The organism is Spirosoma spitsbergense DSM 19989 (assembly GCF_000374085.1).
GTDB classification, from domain to species: Bacteria; Bacteroidota; Bacteroidia; order Cytophagales; family Spirosomataceae; genus Spirosoma; species Spirosoma spitsbergense.
Genome location: NZ_KB893433.1, coordinates 1 through 14,048 on the forward strand (window position 1 = coordinate 1; position 14,048 = coordinate 14,048).

Annotated in this window: 18 protein-coding genes; 9 read left to right on the plus strand and 9 right to left on the minus strand. The window is 47.3% G+C overall.

The window, feature by feature from the left end; all coding sequences use genetic code 11:
• Window positions 1-145: 145 nt before the first annotated feature.
• On the plus strand, window positions 146-853 hold the full coding sequence (locus B157_RS34645; RefSeq protein WP_020602578.1) for a WG repeat-containing protein: 708 nt from the start codon (window positions 146-148) through the stop codon (window positions 851-853).
• Between the two features lie 49 nt (window positions 854-902).
• On the opposite strand, the gene B157_RS0106640 is transcribed toward B157_RS34645, so the two are convergent.
• Window positions 903-1,139, minus strand: a complete 237-nt coding sequence (locus B157_RS0106640; RefSeq protein WP_020602579.1) for a hypothetical protein — start codon at window positions 1,137-1,139, stop codon at window positions 903-905.
• A gap of 65 nt (window positions 1,140-1,204) precedes the next feature.
• Here B157_RS0106640 and B157_RS34650 point away from each other — a divergent pair, with 65 nt between their 5' ends.
• The 4 genes from B157_RS34650 (at window position 1,205) to B157_RS0106660 (ending at window position 3,454) form a co-directional block, all read left to right on the plus strand.
• A complete protein-coding gene (locus tag B157_RS34650) occupies window positions 1,205-1,390 on the plus strand; it encodes a hypothetical protein (RefSeq protein ID WP_020602580.1) in 186 nt (61 codons plus the stop codon).
• Between the two features lie 66 nt (window positions 1,391-1,456).
• Window positions 1,457-1,771 (plus strand): nucleotidyltransferase family protein, encoded by a 315-nt coding sequence (locus tag B157_RS0106650; protein WP_020602581.1) that lies wholly within the window; start codon window positions 1,457-1,459, stop codon window positions 1,769-1,771.
• Window positions 1,761-2,102 carry a HepT-like ribonuclease domain-containing protein gene (locus B157_RS0106655; protein WP_020602582.1) on the plus strand — a complete coding sequence of 114 codons (342 nt, stop codon included), beginning with the start codon at window positions 1,761-1,763 and terminating at the stop codon, window positions 2,100-2,102. The genes B157_RS0106650 and B157_RS0106655 overlap by 11 nt, the downstream gene beginning before the upstream one ends.
• Window positions 2,102-3,454, plus strand: coding sequence for a phospholipase D-like domain-containing protein (locus B157_RS0106660; RefSeq protein ID WP_020602583.1), 1,353 nt, complete (start codon window positions 2,102-2,104; stop codon window positions 3,452-3,454). Before B157_RS0106655 ends, B157_RS0106660 begins: the two co-directional genes overlap by 1 nt.
• A 41-nt stretch (window positions 3,455-3,495) precedes the next feature.
• Here the strand turns inward: B157_RS0106660 and B157_RS0106665 are convergent, their stop codons facing one another.
• Window positions 3,496-4,359 carry an SMP-30/gluconolactonase/LRE family protein gene (locus B157_RS0106665; RefSeq protein ID WP_020602584.1) on the minus strand — a complete coding sequence of 288 codons (864 nt, stop codon included), beginning with the start codon at window positions 4,357-4,359 and terminating at the stop codon, window positions 3,496-3,498.
• 157 nt (window positions 4,360-4,516) lie between these two features.
• Complete coding sequence (locus B157_RS0106670) at window positions 4,517-5,785, minus strand: MFS transporter (protein ID WP_020602585.1); 1,269 nt, start codon at window positions 5,783-5,785, stop codon at window positions 4,517-4,519.
• A 55-nt stretch (window positions 5,786-5,840) separates the two neighbouring features.
• Between B157_RS0106670 and B157_RS0106675 the strand changes: the two genes are divergently transcribed.
• Window positions 5,841-6,209: a phosphoribosylanthranilate isomerase gene (locus B157_RS0106675; protein WP_020602586.1), complete on the plus strand. Its 369-nt coding sequence runs from the start codon at window positions 5,841-5,843 to the stop codon at window positions 6,207-6,209.
• Window positions 6,210-6,259: 50 nt separating this feature from the next.
• Here B157_RS0106675 and B157_RS0106680 read toward each other — a convergent pair whose 3' ends face one another.
• The gene (locus tag B157_RS0106680; protein ID WP_020602587.1) at window positions 6,260-6,682 is read right to left on the minus strand and encodes an Hsp20/alpha crystallin family protein; all 423 of its coding nucleotides are present in this window, start codon (window positions 6,680-6,682) and stop codon (window positions 6,260-6,262) included.
• Window positions 6,683-7,009: 327 nt separating this feature from the next.
• On the opposite strand from B157_RS0106680, the gene B157_RS0106685 reads away from it, so the two are divergent.
• Complete coding sequence (locus tag B157_RS0106685) at window positions 7,010-8,350, plus strand: tetratricopeptide repeat protein (RefSeq protein ID WP_020602588.1); 1,341 nt, start codon at window positions 7,010-7,012, stop codon at window positions 8,348-8,350.
• Window positions 8,351-8,436: 86 nt separating this feature from the next.
• Here B157_RS0106685 and B157_RS0106690 read toward each other — a convergent pair whose 3' ends face one another.
• The gene (locus tag B157_RS0106690) at window positions 8,437-9,207 is read right to left on the minus strand and encodes an AMP nucleosidase (RefSeq protein ID WP_020602589.1); all 771 of its coding nucleotides are present in this window, start codon (window positions 9,205-9,207) and stop codon (window positions 8,437-8,439) included.
• 135 nt (window positions 9,208-9,342) lie between these two features.
• Here B157_RS0106690 and B157_RS0106695 point away from each other — a divergent pair, with 135 nt between their 5' ends.
• Together B157_RS0106695 and B157_RS0106700 are read left to right on the plus strand one after the other, a co-directional pair.
• Complete coding sequence (locus B157_RS0106695) at window positions 9,343-9,786, plus strand: type I restriction enzyme HsdR N-terminal domain-containing protein (protein WP_020602590.1); 444 nt, start codon at window positions 9,343-9,345, stop codon at window positions 9,784-9,786.
• A gap of 15 nt (window positions 9,787-9,801) precedes the next feature.
• Window positions 9,802-10,149, plus strand: a complete 348-nt coding sequence (locus B157_RS0106700; RefSeq protein WP_020602591.1) for a DHCW motif cupin fold protein — start codon at window positions 9,802-9,804, stop codon at window positions 10,147-10,149.
• 55 nt (window positions 10,150-10,204) lie between these two features.
• Here the strand turns inward: B157_RS0106700 and B157_RS0106705 are convergent, their stop codons facing one another.
• The 4 genes from B157_RS0106705 to B157_RS0106720 all read right to left on the minus strand — a co-directional run bounded on the left by B157_RS0106705 (window position 10,205) and on the right by B157_RS0106720 (window position 13,996).
• The gene (locus B157_RS0106705; protein ID WP_020602592.1) at window positions 10,205-10,774 is read right to left on the minus strand and encodes a YceI family protein; all 570 of its coding nucleotides are present in this window, start codon (window positions 10,772-10,774) and stop codon (window positions 10,205-10,207) included.
• 53 nt (window positions 10,775-10,827) lie between these two features.
• Window positions 10,828-11,283 (minus strand): MarR family winged helix-turn-helix transcriptional regulator, encoded by a 456-nt coding sequence (locus tag B157_RS0106710; RefSeq protein ID WP_020602593.1) that lies wholly within the window; start codon window positions 11,281-11,283, stop codon window positions 10,828-10,830.
• Window positions 11,284-11,340: 57 nt separating this feature from the next.
• Complete coding sequence (locus B157_RS0106715; RefSeq protein ID WP_020602594.1) at window positions 11,341-13,329, minus strand: BamA/TamA family outer membrane protein; 1,989 nt, start codon at window positions 13,327-13,329, stop codon at window positions 11,341-11,343.
• 145 nt (window positions 13,330-13,474) lie between these two features.
• A complete protein-coding gene (locus B157_RS0106720) occupies window positions 13,475-13,996 on the minus strand; it encodes a GNAT family N-acetyltransferase (RefSeq protein ID WP_020602595.1) in 522 nt (173 codons plus the stop codon).
• Window positions 13,997-14,048 lie beyond the last annotated feature (52 nt).

Consider the following 14,048-nt stretch of genomic DNA (forward strand, 5'->3'; position numbering starts at 1 on the left):
AGGGACTCAATAATGTGATTCGGTATGTCAAACGGATCAGTTATGGGCTACCAAATTTCGCTCATCTTCGGCTCAGAGTACTAGCCCAAGCCATCTGACCACAAGAATTGTCAGAGTACCAAATATTTTGCCTTTCTTCGAAGGTATGGCTATCTTTTCTGATAACTGGCATCCTTACATTTCATTTTATGGATATGTTAACAAAAGAGGTGAAAAAGTAATTGAATCTAAGTACAGTTATGCAGATAATTTTTCAGAGGGCTTGGCATTAGTAATGACAGATGATGATTTCTGTGGATTTATAAACTTATCTGGGCAGGAAATTCTTCCTATTACTGGTGCTTTTAGGACTTTTTCCGAGGGTTTGGCTCTCGAATATACTTGGGAGAGCATTGATAAACATAAATATAGTAACGAATCCATATACATCGTTGATGAACACGGAGGGTATGAAAAAAGTCGTTTTTTTATAAATATGAATGGGGAAAAGACTATTGAAGTCGAAAAATATGATGAGGTTGAATCATTTTCAAATGGTTTGGCGAAAATATCTGTTGATTCAAAAATTGGATATATAGATCAAGTTGGAAATGAAATAGTTAAGCCAAGATATGACAGAAGCGAATTCAATAAAAGTGGAACTTTTTCAGAAGGTCTAGCAGTCGTACAACAAAACAATAGATGGGGGTATATTACTAATAATGGAGATGAGATTATCCCACTACTCTACTTTAATGCTGGAAAATTTAGTAATGGTTTAGCACGGGTAGAATACTGCAACAAGAAAACTATAAATTACTGTATATGTTCAGGTTATTTTGACTCTAAGGGAATTGAATATTGGGAAGATTAAAAAAATTTGGTTACAATAATTAATTAGTAAAAATATCTTTTTTTATTAGTTACTGATTGATTAATATTGTTTCATCTTTCATTATTGTGTAATAACTAACATTTTCATATATTTCTGTTTTAAAACTTTGTTTTTCATGAATATTATTAATTTTTCTAAAAATTAGAACAGCTTCGTTTTCTTCTTTATTCAAAAAAAAACTTTGAAAGTTATGATCTGCTTGAGAATAAGTTATTTTTATAACTTTTCCAGGATTTTCTAGATGTATAGTTATAGCTATTTCCATATATAAGTTTAGCACGTGAAACGATTGAAAAGCCTTTAAAGTTTTAATTAATTTAAAAACACACGATGCAATTTTTGATTATCCCAAAAGACGATGTCGAGCTGGAATTGCTAGCCCGGTTAAATTTCTCTACTACCGTTATTGCCGAAGACGATAAGGAGGATGTTGGCTTGGGTATTCTGCTTCAGGAGGCCGATAGAAACGAGCAAGTTAGCCGGGAGTCTGTTTTTAAGACATTGGACCGCTCATGAAAACGGTCTTTCTGAGTCAATTTGAGAATGCAAGAACGAAATCTCTAAAAGTAAGAACACTAATTTATGACCATTCAACCTATCCTTAATCGCAATCTTCCCCGCATCGCGCAAATTTTGAAACAGAATCAGGTGAAGCGGGCGTATGCGTTTGGATCGGTCTGTACGGAGCGTTTTGGGCCGGATAGCGACGTCGATTTATTAATTGCCTTCGAGGAGGGTTTGGACCCGGTTACGTACGCCGAAAACTACTTTGCTATTGCCGAAGCCTTGGAAGATCTCCTGCAACGGCCCGTTGACTTAATTACGGAGTCATCCCTTAAAAATCCGTATTTCATTAAGGTGCTCAACCAAACGAAAACGCCGATTTATGAAGGATGAAGCCCGTAAGTATTTGTTTGACATATCAGAAGCCATTACCCACATTGATTTGCATTTGGGTGGCACTCGTGATTTTGTGCTGTTTTCCAGAAACCTCACGATTCAGCGGGCGGTTGAGCGAGAGCTGGAAATTATTGGTGAAGCCATGAGCCGATTGCTCAAATTACCTAATCCCGTCACTGTATCCCATGCACGCCAGATTGTTAACCTGCGGAACCGGGTTATTCATGCCTACGATGCCGTCGATTTAGTTACCATCTGGGGTGTTATTAATAAAAGCCTTCCGTTGCTGGCAGACGAAGTACAAGCCCTGCTCAACTTGCCCGATTGATGGAAACCACCGCTCACTTCACCCACATTTACGAAACAATTATTGCCGAGTTACAAAAGGCTCGACAAAGTGTGTACGTGGCAGTGGCGTGGTTTACGGATCGGGATTTGTTTCAGTGCCTTTGCGAACGGGCAGCAACGGGCATTCGAGTGAAGTTAATGCTTACGAATGATACGATCAATTTCCGGGAGGGTGGACTGCCGTTTGATAGGTTGAGTCAGGCAGGAGGACAGGTCTATATCATCGGTTCTGGTGGTGAGAAACAAACGCTGATGCACAATAAGTTCTGCGTTATTGATGAACAAACGGTCATTACCGGCTCGTTCAACTGGAGCTACAAAGCCCGGCAAAATCACGAGAACATTACCATCACCACTGATGCGGAGTCGTTAGCCAGACAGTTTGTAGCCGAATTTCGGCAATTACGCGACCGCTACATACGAGTTCCCGATAAAGCCCCGCTCGATCTTGGCAAGGTGCTCAAACGACTCGATCTCATCAAAACGCTGATCGCGTTGGACGAACCCGACGACCTTAAACCGCATATTGATAAACTGGCCCAACAACAGCTACCGGAAGACCTGGAGAAAATTGTCGCTTTGCTCCAAGGCAATCAATTTGCCGAAGCCGTTAGCCGGATTGATCTGTTCGGAAAACAGTATACCACGCTTACCGCTTATGTGGATGCCGAATTGAGTGGGTTGAAAATCGAAATCCGAATTCTGGAACTACAGGTGAAAGCACTAGAAGCCGAAAAGGCCGACATGGAAAAACTGCTCCATGAATTCAGCGTCCAGCACTCGCTCCACCTCGGCGACCTCATTCTGAAACTTCTCAACCTCCGCCGGAAACAGGCGATTACTGATGAGGAACGCACCGAAGCCGAAACGGATTACACCCAGTATAGCCAGGAATACGCCGAAACCCGGCAGCAACCCCGTTTCGAGTTGTCAGCTGATGAACAGAAGGAATTGAAACGAAGGTTTCGGAAAGCGGCCCAGCTTTGCCACCCCGATGTAGTGGCCAAAGCCCTCAAAACACAGGCAGAAAGCCTTTTTAATGAGCTTAAATTAGCCAACGACCGTAACGACCTGACCCGCGTAACGGAAATTCTGGCAACCCTGGAACGGGGAGACACGTTTGTTTCCCGCTCCGAAACCGTCACCGAGAAAGCACTGCTAAAACATGAGCGAACACGGTTGCAAGCCCTCACTGCGCAGTTACAAACGGAGGTTCAGGCGTTGCAGCAATCGACCCAATATCAAACGGTTAGCCAGTTACCGGATTGGGCCAGCTACTTCGCCGAAAAACGGCAGCAACTGGCCCAACAACTGGAAGAATTAGCGGTGTAGTTTTTCCCGCTGAGTTTCAGCTCCACTAACAGAAATACCCCTTACTCCACCTTGTAAGCAACCAGGCTGTTTTTGTAGAACGTAGGAACAACCAACAGTTTTTTCTTCGCTACGTACTCGATATCTGCCGAGTTAACTTTGGCGCTTCGGGTGTCCAGTAGTTGCTCTTTTGTACCGTTGGCATTGACGTGAAAAATCTGGCCATTCCAGTCCGACACGAAGTAATTACCCTTGCCTTCGGGCACGATTCCGTCGGTAGCGGCCATGCCATCGGCCAAGGTGGTGATGGCTTTCGTCGTTACATCCACCGACCGCAGGGCACCGATTTTACCACTCCCAATCATGAGCTTATCGGTACCGACGGCCAGCAGGCCATTGGGTTTGTTGAGTTGTTCGCCTTCCATAAACACCTCCCATTTGTCGTCTTTCAGGCGATAGATTTTATCGATACGACTGTCCGATACGTAGACTGTACCATCTTTTGCTACCGTTACGTCGTTCAGGAAGGAGCCTTTACCAATTGCATCCCAGGTCTTTTCGGCCTGTCCTGTTTCGGTGTTAATGGCTATTAGCCGATACACATCCGTTACGTAGAGCCGTTTTTTGTAGATTCCCATCCCTTTAGGCGCGTTCAGGCCCGATGTCCAGTGCAAATTTTCAATTTTGCCATCGAGCGATACTTTCGAGATAAAACCACTGCCATCGAGCGCGTCCGCCTGTCCGTCGATGTTGGCTACGTACAGGGTATTTTTACCGTCGTACAGGACGGACTCCGGCGTGCGAAGTGTCGTATCTGTTTCCCAGGCTTTCACTAATTTCATTGGCTTAGGGGCCTTGGCTGGTATCAGCGCAATAAAGCTGAAAGTAACAAGCACGGCGGTCACCAATAGGTACGTATGTTTCATGGTTTAACTGGTTTTCAATTGGTTTGGCACTTAACTATTTCGGACGGCCGGATAATCCGCCCTTCCGCGTGTATGTGTAAAAGGGGAAATGTGGTTTTTCTAACTGCTTAGCTGGCTACAGAGCAAGTTTCACTAGCAACAGCCTTTGCTGTTTTACCTATAGCCCTGTCATGCTGTCGTCCAAACGTACCGAAAATAATGCTTTCGATTTGGCATATACATAGCTCACCACTCCCAGCGTAACTAAACCGCCTAAGGCCACTGATGGTACCGTACCCAGCAAACTGGCCATCAACCCCGACTCGAACGCACCAATCTCGTTCGATGAACTAATGAATATGCCGTTCACAGCTGCTACACGCCCGCGCATGTGGTCGGGTGGAAAAATCTGCAGAATTGTTTGCCGGATAATCACGCTGATACTGTCGAATGCACCCGTCAAGGCAAGCATAAAGAGGGACAGATAAAAACTGGTGGATAGCGCAAAGACGAGGGTAGCCACCCCAAAACCCAGCACGGCCAGCAACATATTCCGCCAGGCGTTATGCGTTGGTGGGTGTTTGGTCATGTACGCCATTGTCAGCAAGGCACCGATAGATGGAGCTGCCCGCAGGAAACCAAGCCCCTCGGCCCCAACTTTTAAAATATCTTCGGCAAAAACCGGCAAGATAGCCACCACGCCCCCAAACAGTACCGAGAATAAATCGAGCGAGATGGCATAGAATACAATCTGGGTGTTGAATACAAACCGAAATCCCTCTTTCAGACTCTCCAGAAAATTCTTCGCGGGTTCATTGCTTACGAGTACGGGCCTGGGTTTAATCAACGTAAGCAACAGGAAACAGACAGCCAGCAAAACGATAACAAAAATCAGCGTATTGTCGAAACCAAACCAACTGTACAGAAACCCGGCAATGCCCGGCCCGGCAATGGCTCCGGCCTGCCAGAATGAACTGCTCCAGGTGGCCGAGTTGGTGTATAATTCGCGGGGGACCAGAAACGGTTTCAGCGAGGAGCTGGCCGGTGAGTAAAATCCTTTAGCTGTGCCAATCAGCATGATTACCCCGTAGATAATAACCAATTGCATGGTTCGCGAAAGGCCGGAAACAACAGATGGTTGAAAAGCCAGATACAGGATAACAGAGCCAAGCAGGATAACCAGCAAACTCCACTGCAAAATACGTTTCTTGTCGCGCCGGTCGGCGAGGTGCCCGCCAAACAGTGAAAGGGCAATGAACGGTAACGCTTCGGCCAGGCCCACCAATCCCAGTGCCAGCGGATCATGCGTCATTTTGTACAGTTCGTAACCCAGTGTAACTTCCTGAATCAGCAGCGTAGCCGTGATCAGGAAACTGTTCATAACGAAGTAACGAAAATCGGGGATGCGCAACGAAGCAAACGCATCGGGAGGGGTCAGTGGCACCATTCAGACACAAGTCGTATGTTTACGACGTATATTTTTGCTTACTCAACCGAAAACAATGGAATCTCCGTTCCGAACAAGGGTTAAAATTTGTTGTATCAGCAGCCTGGAAGAAGCCCGGTTAGCCATCCTGTTCGGGGCCGATGCGCTGGGGCTGGATTCCGGCAATCCAACTCTTGCCCTAAAAGAACTGGGCGGTACGGGCCGGGTACATAACTGGCGGGAGAGTCGGCAAATCGTAGCGCAATCGCAGGTACCGGTTTTTCTGGTCGGCGGGTCGAATCCCGAAAATGTGCAAAAGGCGCTGGAGTCGGTTCAGCCCTACGGACTCGACATTTGCAGTGGCGTCCGTACCAACGGGCACCTGGATGCGCACAAACTGGAAGCGTTTATGCAGGTAGTCCGGAACCTACTTTTGCGGCTATAAAAAAAGCCCGCGCTAATCAGCACGGGCTTTCCGATTGATGAAAAAGGCCATTAGGCAACGGCAATCTCTTTCACTAACTTCTCTTCTTTTGCTTCAATTTTTGGTAGTTCAACCGTCAAAATTCCGTCGGTATAAGCAGCCTTAATTTCGTCGGCGTTCACGTTTTTGGGCAGACGAAAACTACGTTCAAACGAGTTGAAGGAAAACTCCTGACGGGTAAATTTATCCGTCGTTTCTTCGTTTTTCTGCTCAGACTGGTACCCAATCGTGAGGTTATTTTTCTCTACGTTGATTTTCAGGTCCTCTTTTTTCAGGCCGGGAGCGGCTAGTTCGAGAACAAATGCCGTTTCGGTTTCTTTCACATTCACCGCCGGTACATTAGGCGTTGTGTTATAATACCGATTGATTACAGGACGACCGTAAAATGGATTGAAAAAAGTGGGGAGTTGATTATAGCGAGCTAAGGTTGCCATGATTTTGTTAATTGTCTAAATGTTGTTTACTGTTCAAACACGTTATCCCTTAAGTCAAATCCTGTACCAACACTTGAAAGAGTCTTAAAATATGCCATTTTGTCTTATTTTCAAAAACAAGCGCAATAAAAATAGACAAAATGGCATATTTTTATATATTTAGGTAATCAACCGGCTATTTTTGGGTACCTTTTTGGCTGTAAATTTTGCTTACGGAGCGATTTTATCAATTATATCATTTTACCAACTTGACCGAACGGCAACTAAGCCCTAATTTTAGCCCGCTCAACGGCCAAAAAATCTCACCAAAACACTTGTACTTATCTTATGAAGCGACATGTACTGCCGCTGGTAACTTTATTTTTGTGTACCAGTCTCACTTTTTCTGCTACTGCGCAACAGACTGCCGTCGACTTTTTTGAAAACGGTATTGCGAAGGCCAAAGCCAATGATTTTACGGGCGCGTTGCAGGCGTTTAGTATGGCAATTACGATGAATCCCGAAAATTCGTCCAGCTACTATAACAGAGGCCTGGCCAAGGCTAACCTAAAAGACCACCGGGGAGCTGTTCTGGACTATGACCGGGCTATTGAACTGAATGCAAAAGATGCTTTAGCCTACCTGAGCCGGGGCGTTAGCAAGAGCAAGCAGGAAGACCACCGCGGTGCATTGCTTGATTTCAGCCGGTCTATCGAACTAAATCCCGACGATCCACAGACGTATTATAACCGGGGTATCAGTCGTACCCGCATTGATCAGTACCGGGGTGCCCTGGCAGATTTCACCAAAACGATAGAGCTAGACCCAAACAATGCCCAGGCATTTTACGTGCGGGGTGCTACCAAACAGCAGCTGGGTGACTTCGCCAGTAGCCTGCCCGATTTCACCCGGGTAATCGAGCTGACACCCAAACGTCCGCAGGCGTATACAGGGCGGGGTATAGCGAAAGTGGAGTTGGGGGATTTTACCGGCGCAATAACCGACCTGAATAAAGCCGTTGAACTCAGTGCCAGCGATGCTGATTCCTATTTCTACCGGGCCTTCGCCAAAGCGAAAATGGACGACTTTAAAGGGGCCCTGCCCGACTACGACAAGTCAATTTCACTCCAGGGTAACAACTACAAAGCGTACTACGGTCGGGGCTTTTGCCGTAGCAAGCTGGGCGACCAGAAAGGGGCAGTCCAGGATTTCAACCAAGCTATTGGCATGAATAATACTAACAGCGATACAAAAGTCGTGTACAGTGGGCGCATCAGCCGGGCTACGCTCGACAACCTTCGCAACCTGGTAAAAGAACGCAACAAAATCAATGACGTGAGCGACGAACGGGCCGAAGCTTATTTTAGCCGGGGCGTTAGCCGCAGCAAACAGGGCGATGAGAAATCAGCCATCATTGACCTGAACAAATCCATCGAACTTAACCCAACATACGCCGAAGCCTACTTTAGCCGGGGCCTGATCAAATCAGCACAGGGCGATCAGCGGGGCGCTATTATGGACTGCAACAGCGCTGTTAAACTGAACCCCCGTTATGGCGAAGTGTATTATGTTCGGGGATTGATCAAACACAGCCTCGGCGATGAAAATGGCGGCTGTTTAGACCTCTCCAAAGCGGGTGAACTTGGCTATAACCCTGCTTACAAAGCAATTAGTGACTATTGCAACTAAGAACAAGGTAGGATTGGGAAATTAAAAAGTGGCGTCGGTTTTTGAGAAACCGACGCCACTTTTTAATTTCTTTGAAAAAGATTGATTTACTCGAAGCGAAGGTGCTTCACCGTATCGCCGGAAGATTCGAGTTCGATCAGGGCATCAATGCCTATTTCCAGGTGAATATTTACGAACTGGGCCGTAACAATTTTATCGCTCTCTTCGGTTTTGACCCCTTCCGGAACCAGTGGATTGTCGGATACCAGCAGTAGCGCACCATGCGGAATGGAGTTCACAAAGCCAACCGTAAAGATGGTTGCCGTCTCCATGTCGATGGCCATCGTCCGTAGCTCTACGAGATACTCCTTAAATGCTTCGTCGTGTTCCCAAATTCGCCGGTTGGTGGTGTAGACTGTACCCGTCCAGTAATCTAGTTCGTATTTTTTGATGGTCGACGACACAGCCCGCTGTAGGCGAAAAGAGGGCAGGGCCGGGATTTCGGGTCGCATATAGTCATTGCTTGTTCCTTCGCCCCGAATGGCCGCAATGGGCAGAATCAAATCCCCAACCTGCGTTTTTTTCAGCCCCCCGCACTTCCCCAGGAATAATACGGCCTTCGGAGAAATAGCCGAGAGCAGGTCCATAGCAGTAGCCGCCATGGCGCTGCCCATACCAAAATTAATGATGGTTATGTTGTTGGCGGTAGCGGTTTGCATAGCCCGCCCAACACCAAACACGTCTACATTGAATTTCCTGGCGAACAGGTCAACGTAATTGATAAAATTGGTCAATAATATATATTCGCCAAATTGCTCGATGGGCGTACCTGTGTAGCGTGGTAGCCAGTTCTGAACGATTTCTTCTTTCGTTTTCATAAATAATGAGTGAGTGAGCAGGCCACCGGTACGGTGAAAGAGCGAAACAGGCAAAGGCAAACGATGTAATTTTCATTCAATCTTTTGCTCCGTTTCGACGTAGCGATTCACCTTTTTGCTCTTTACATTTGATGTATGGTTGCGCTGAATCTTCCGGCCTTTGAGTACAAAACTAAGCAAGTCGATGGAAAACCGTACATTTTTGATTTGTTACGCCGGAAGTATGTCCGTTTGTCGCCCGAAGAGTGGGTTCGGCAACACATCGTCAATCTGCTGCTTTCACATTATGCCTACCCAAAAGCCCTCATTCGGGCCGAGGGAAGTCTGACACTGAACAAAACCCAAAAGAGAACGGACGTTGTGGTCTTCGACCGGCAGGGTCAGCCTTTTCTGGTGGTCGAGTGCAAGGCTCCGCATATCCCGCTTACGCAAACCGTTTTCGACCAGATTGCCCGGTACAACCACGTTCATCAGGCTCCGTACATCGTTGTTTCCAACGGACTGGTACACTATTGCTGTTGCGTGAATCATGCCACTGCCGAAATAACCTTTATGGACGACTTTCCCGCCTTCCTCTAAACGACCCAACCTGCTATGATAGCCGTCACTATCCCTTTTCAACTGACCGACTGGGGCAGTATTCCAGCCACTGAGCATCCGGGCGAAACTGGAATGGCTTATTGGCGAACGCTGGAGTTTGGCACCCTGCGCGTTCGCATGGTGGAGTACACCCCTGGGTATATGGCAGATCACTGGTGTCAGAAAGGACATATCCTGTACGTTATTTCCGGCGTACTTGATACCGAACTGGAAAACGGAGAAGTCTTCCGGATGACGCCGGGTATGTCGTATGAAGTATCGGATAACCTGAGTTCTCATCGTTCTCACACCGAAGCGGGAGCTATTTTGTTTGTTGTAGACGGTGCTTTTCTGGGGACTTAGCCCACAAAAAAAGTCCCCGCCAGAAGGCGGGGACTTTACTTATGCAGACAGACAATTAGTTCGCTTTTACCAGCTCGCCGGTAGCCCGGATAGTAATTTCGTCGCTTACAACAGCGGCAGGAATGCTACCCAGCGTGAAATCAGCCCGTTTTACTTCACCGCTCACTTTAAAGCCAGCCAGCGTTTTCTTGTTCTGCGGATTGGTGACCGGACCGGTGATTACGGCGTCGAGCGTTACGGGTTTCGTTACGCCGTGCATCGTCAAATCGCCCATCAGTTTGTATTTGTTACCCGATACTTTGCTGATCGACTTACTCTTGAACGCCAGAGTAGGGTATTTAGCGGCATCGAAAAAATCACCACTTTTCAGGTGACCGTCACGCTTTTCCTGGTTGGTGTAAATGCTGTTCACATCGGCAGTCAGGTCGATTTGAGCATCAGTGAAATCTGGCTTTGCCGAGGTCATTTTCACATCGAAATCCTGGAACTTACCATCCACTTCCGACAGCATCATGTGCGTTACGGTGAAAGCCAGGTTAGAGTGGGCTTTGTCGAGCGTCCAGTTTTGAGCGAAAGCGCTTACTGAAGCAAAAAACAAGGCAGCAAATAGTGTCACTTTTTTCATTGATTCTAGTTGTAAATGGTTGATTGATTATACGACAATTGATTATTCATGAATTATTCTCTAAGCCGGTCAAGTAAATGACTCAAATGAGTGGCTTCCTCCTCCGTCAGCTTTTTGCGTTGCTTGTCAGACCATTCGTCCATGTGAATGTCTATTTTACTCAGCAACTCCATCCCTTTTTTGGTAATAACAACATCAACTGCCCGGCGGTCGCTGGGGCACTCGGTGCGTAACGCCAGTTTTTTGAGAACGAGTTTATCGACCAGGCGGGATGCATTCGACATTTTATCGAGCATACGCTCCGTAATGTCGCTCACCTTAACCGGATTAGGGTACTGCCCACGCAGTATCCGCAGCACGTTGTACTGCTGTGGGGTCAAGCCTGATGGTTTCAATAACTGCGTCTGATTCGTCGCAATCCAGTTACTGGTGTACATCAGGTTTACCATCACTCGCTGATACGGCGTTCGGAACGGAGTGTTTTGTTTAATGTCGGTTTCAATAGACATGCTACAAAGATAAGACAATTACATTTAATGTAGCAACATTTAATCAATCTATTTTTGTTACTGGTATGGAATAATCTGGGGAGCTGATAAATCGAAGTCGCGGAAACGTAATGTCGGCACTTCCTCAAAAGACTGCCTGAAGGGTATTGTGTTGTTCGGGATATTGGGATAATAGGCCAGTCGAATCTGGAAGCTGGTAAACGTCAGGTTTTCATTCCGGAGCCGAAATCCAAGGCCATAGCCCTGATAAAGCGGACCACTCAGCAGTGGCCGGTCGGGGAAGTTGACCAACCCCAGATTGACAAACGTAACGAAGGCAACCCGGAAGCCGATTAGATTAAGCCGGGAGAAAAGTACGTTCTCGTAGTTGACAAACCACCGTCTCGTTCCCCGCAGGGCATCACTGTTCACCCCAATACCGTCGGTATTGATACCACTACCACTGCTGCCCAGCACGATGTATTCGTTGCTAAACCGGTCGATTCCCGTTGTGTAGCGCGTGTTAAAGAAGTGCCGCATGTTGCCCCACTTCGTTTTCATGAGTGGACTAAAGAAATTCGACTCGAAGGAGAAAACCCCCTGCTCTATTCTATTCTGGCGGATATACCCGCCCAGATTAACCAGCCCATACACGTACCCAACGTGCCGGACGTACCGGCCCTGCGAGAAATTCGTTCCCAGGTACATCCGACGGCCCAGCTCTGCATTGTCGACCCCCGCAACTACTGCCACCGATTGGCCAATCGGTACGTCTTCGGTACGACCAAAGCCATAAATAAGTACATCACGGGTGTATTTCCGCCGGGAAAAACCAACGCTCGCGAGTATGGTGCGGCTGTCCTGGTAAATCTGATTTGTATCGGCCGTTATGTTGGGGCGTTTTTTGTAATCATAGTTTGTGTATCGTGCGGCCAGTATAAGGCGCGAACGACCTTTTTCTTCGGAATCATTCTGGCGGTAAAACAGCCGAAATGAGCGGCCAACCCAAACGTCGGTATAATCATAACTAACCGGTACCAGCACAACGCTATCGGTGCGGGTAACAAGCCGGTTATTTATTTGCGTGTGATTCCATTCAACTGAACCCGCATATTTGGTGTTGGGCGTTATAAAAGGCCGATAGAGCTTGACAGAGGTCTGTTTTAAGTCGCGCAGGTACAGCCTGTTGGCCTCGGCCGTCAGAAACGTTTTACCAATGAATGGAACTTTATACCGGCCCTGGTATTCAGTCGTTTGCCGGGGGTCGGTACCTGAATAGGCAAACTGCACGAAAAGCTGGTGGCCCAGCCCCCGGAAATTGACCTGATCGAACCCTACGCTGAAATTAGTCAAACCACCAAATCCCCCATTCGGCAGCAGTGACCAGACATCCTGCGTAATCACGTACACATCCACAAACTGACGACTTCCCTTGCGGGGCACCACCAGAATCCGGGCATCATGAAAAATAGACGAACTACGTAACAACCGTTCATTATCGCGCAGCACAACCGGATCCAGCAGGTCGCCCTGCTGAAACAGCAGATACGAATTGCGGATAACGTGCTCGCGGGTATTGGTGTGCAAACGGCTACCCACCCGCTCAACCCAGTTATTAGGTTTGCGAAGGGTATCATACACCGTCTGGCCAAATACGCCCAGTCGGCGAAAGTAAATATCGCCGATGATGCGTCCTTCAAAGAGTTTGAACGGGTTGACTTCAATCTGGCTCACCTCACCCGTTCTGACCCGGCTGTTGTACACATCCTGAAACAGCGCGTCATAAATCTGGCGGGTTACCCGATGCTTATACATTTTGGTCTTCAGTCGGGTATAGAAAACACTATCCCGCTGCATCAGAATACTATCGCTGATGGCGATCGAACGGAGCGTAGCCATAGAATCTATAGCAGCACTGGATTGCAACGTATCTATCGAAGTGGGGGAAAGATAACCCTTCGTAGTATCTGCCTGACCAGTAGCCACACTGCATCCAAACAGCAACAGCAACCACGTCAGGAAATGACGCAGCGTAATGAGTTGTCTGTTCGGATAAAACTGGTGCATTGATAAAGAAAACGCTGGTTAGATACTTCGTGTGGCAAATGGTTTAACTAACGAACAAGGCCAGCCGTTATGCCTGACTGGTGACGATTTCAGCCCGCCCTTTTATTTATGAATTGATTAAAAATTATCCCTGAAACCCAATGAATTAACTAATTAACGATTTCCAGACCCAGAAGTCCCGCTGTCGTTCCGAGCCAAACTGGAAATAATGGAAACCGAATCGCACAAAACCCATTTTTTCGTAGAAGGCCAGTGCGTTCGTATTTCGTTCCCACACGCCCAGCCAAACGGCATGGTACCCTTGCTGACGAGACCAGTTGAGGCAGTGTTCCATCAGCCTTCTCCCCTGCCCCTGACCAATCTGCGTTTTTGACAGATAAATACGTTGAATTTCAATGGCGTTTCGCTTGGGTATCCGGCGGGGAGGGGCATGTTGGCGAAGCTTAACGTAACCAACAACCGTTTTGTCGGGTAACTCCAGCAGAAAAAAAGTAGCGCGGGGATCTTTCAGTTCGGCCTCCATTAAGGGTACCGTAATGGCAGACTGAATGTATTCCTCTACCAGTTCAGCCGGGTTATAGGGTGGGCCAAAGGCTTCACGCATGGTCGTTGTTGCCAGTTCGGTTAGTATAAGGGCGTCGGAGGGCGTAGCGAATCGAATGGTCATGTGTTTTTAGGTCGAAGCTGACTAATCTACGTAAAAACCCTGTGTTTGGGTT

What these genes read in the sequence shown, in the direction of transcription:
- B157_RS34645 (WP_020602578.1), top strand. Translation starts at nt 146, where the DNA reads ATGGCTATCTTTTCTGATAACTGGCATCCTTACATTTCATTTTATGGA.
- B157_RS0106640 (WP_020602579.1), bottom strand. Translation starts at nt 1,139, where the DNA reads ATGGAAATAGCTATAACTATACATCTAGAAAATCCTGGAAAAGTTATA.
- B157_RS34650 (WP_020602580.1), top strand. Translation starts at nt 1,205, where the DNA reads ATGCAATTTTTGATTATCCCAAAAGACGATGTCGAGCTGGAATTGCTA.
- B157_RS0106650 (WP_020602581.1), top strand. Translation starts at nt 1,457, where the DNA reads ATGACCATTCAACCTATCCTTAATCGCAATCTTCCCCGCATCGCGCAA.
- B157_RS0106655 (WP_020602582.1), top strand. Translation starts at nt 1,761, where the DNA reads ATGAAGGATGAAGCCCGTAAGTATTTGTTTGACATATCAGAAGCCATT.
- B157_RS0106660 (WP_020602583.1), top strand. Translation starts at nt 2,102, where the DNA reads ATGGAAACCACCGCTCACTTCACCCACATTTACGAAACAATTATTGCC.
- B157_RS0106665 (WP_020602584.1), bottom strand. Translation starts at nt 4,359, where the DNA reads ATGAAACATACGTACCTATTGGTGACCGCCGTGCTTGTTACTTTCAGC.
- B157_RS0106670 (WP_020602585.1), bottom strand. Translation starts at nt 5,785, where the DNA reads ATGGTGCCACTGACCCCTCCCGATGCGTTTGCTTCGTTGCGCATCCCC.
- B157_RS0106675 (WP_020602586.1), top strand. Translation starts at nt 5,841, where the DNA reads ATGGAATCTCCGTTCCGAACAAGGGTTAAAATTTGTTGTATCAGCAGC.
- B157_RS0106680 (WP_020602587.1), bottom strand. Translation starts at nt 6,682, where the DNA reads ATGGCAACCTTAGCTCGCTATAATCAACTCCCCACTTTTTTCAATCCA.
- B157_RS0106685 (WP_020602588.1), top strand. Translation starts at nt 7,010, where the DNA reads ATGAAGCGACATGTACTGCCGCTGGTAACTTTATTTTTGTGTACCAGT.
- B157_RS0106690 (WP_020602589.1), bottom strand. Translation starts at nt 9,207, where the DNA reads ATGAAAACGAAAGAAGAAATCGTTCAGAACTGGCTACCACGCTACACA.
- B157_RS0106695 (WP_020602590.1), top strand. Translation starts at nt 9,343, where the DNA reads ATGGTTGCGCTGAATCTTCCGGCCTTTGAGTACAAAACTAAGCAAGTC.
- B157_RS0106700 (WP_020602591.1), top strand. Translation starts at nt 9,802, where the DNA reads ATGATAGCCGTCACTATCCCTTTTCAACTGACCGACTGGGGCAGTATT.
- B157_RS0106705 (WP_020602592.1), bottom strand. Translation starts at nt 10,774, where the DNA reads ATGAAAAAAGTGACACTATTTGCTGCCTTGTTTTTTGCTTCAGTAAGC.
- B157_RS0106710 (WP_020602593.1), bottom strand. Translation starts at nt 11,283, where the DNA reads ATGTCTATTGAAACCGACATTAAACAAAACACTCCGTTCCGAACGCCG.
- B157_RS0106715 (WP_020602594.1), bottom strand. Translation starts at nt 13,329, where the DNA reads ATGCACCAGTTTTATCCGAACAGACAACTCATTACGCTGCGTCATTTC.
- B157_RS0106720 (WP_020602595.1), bottom strand. Translation starts at nt 13,996, where the DNA reads ATGACCATTCGATTCGCTACGCCCTCCGACGCCCTTATACTAACCGAA.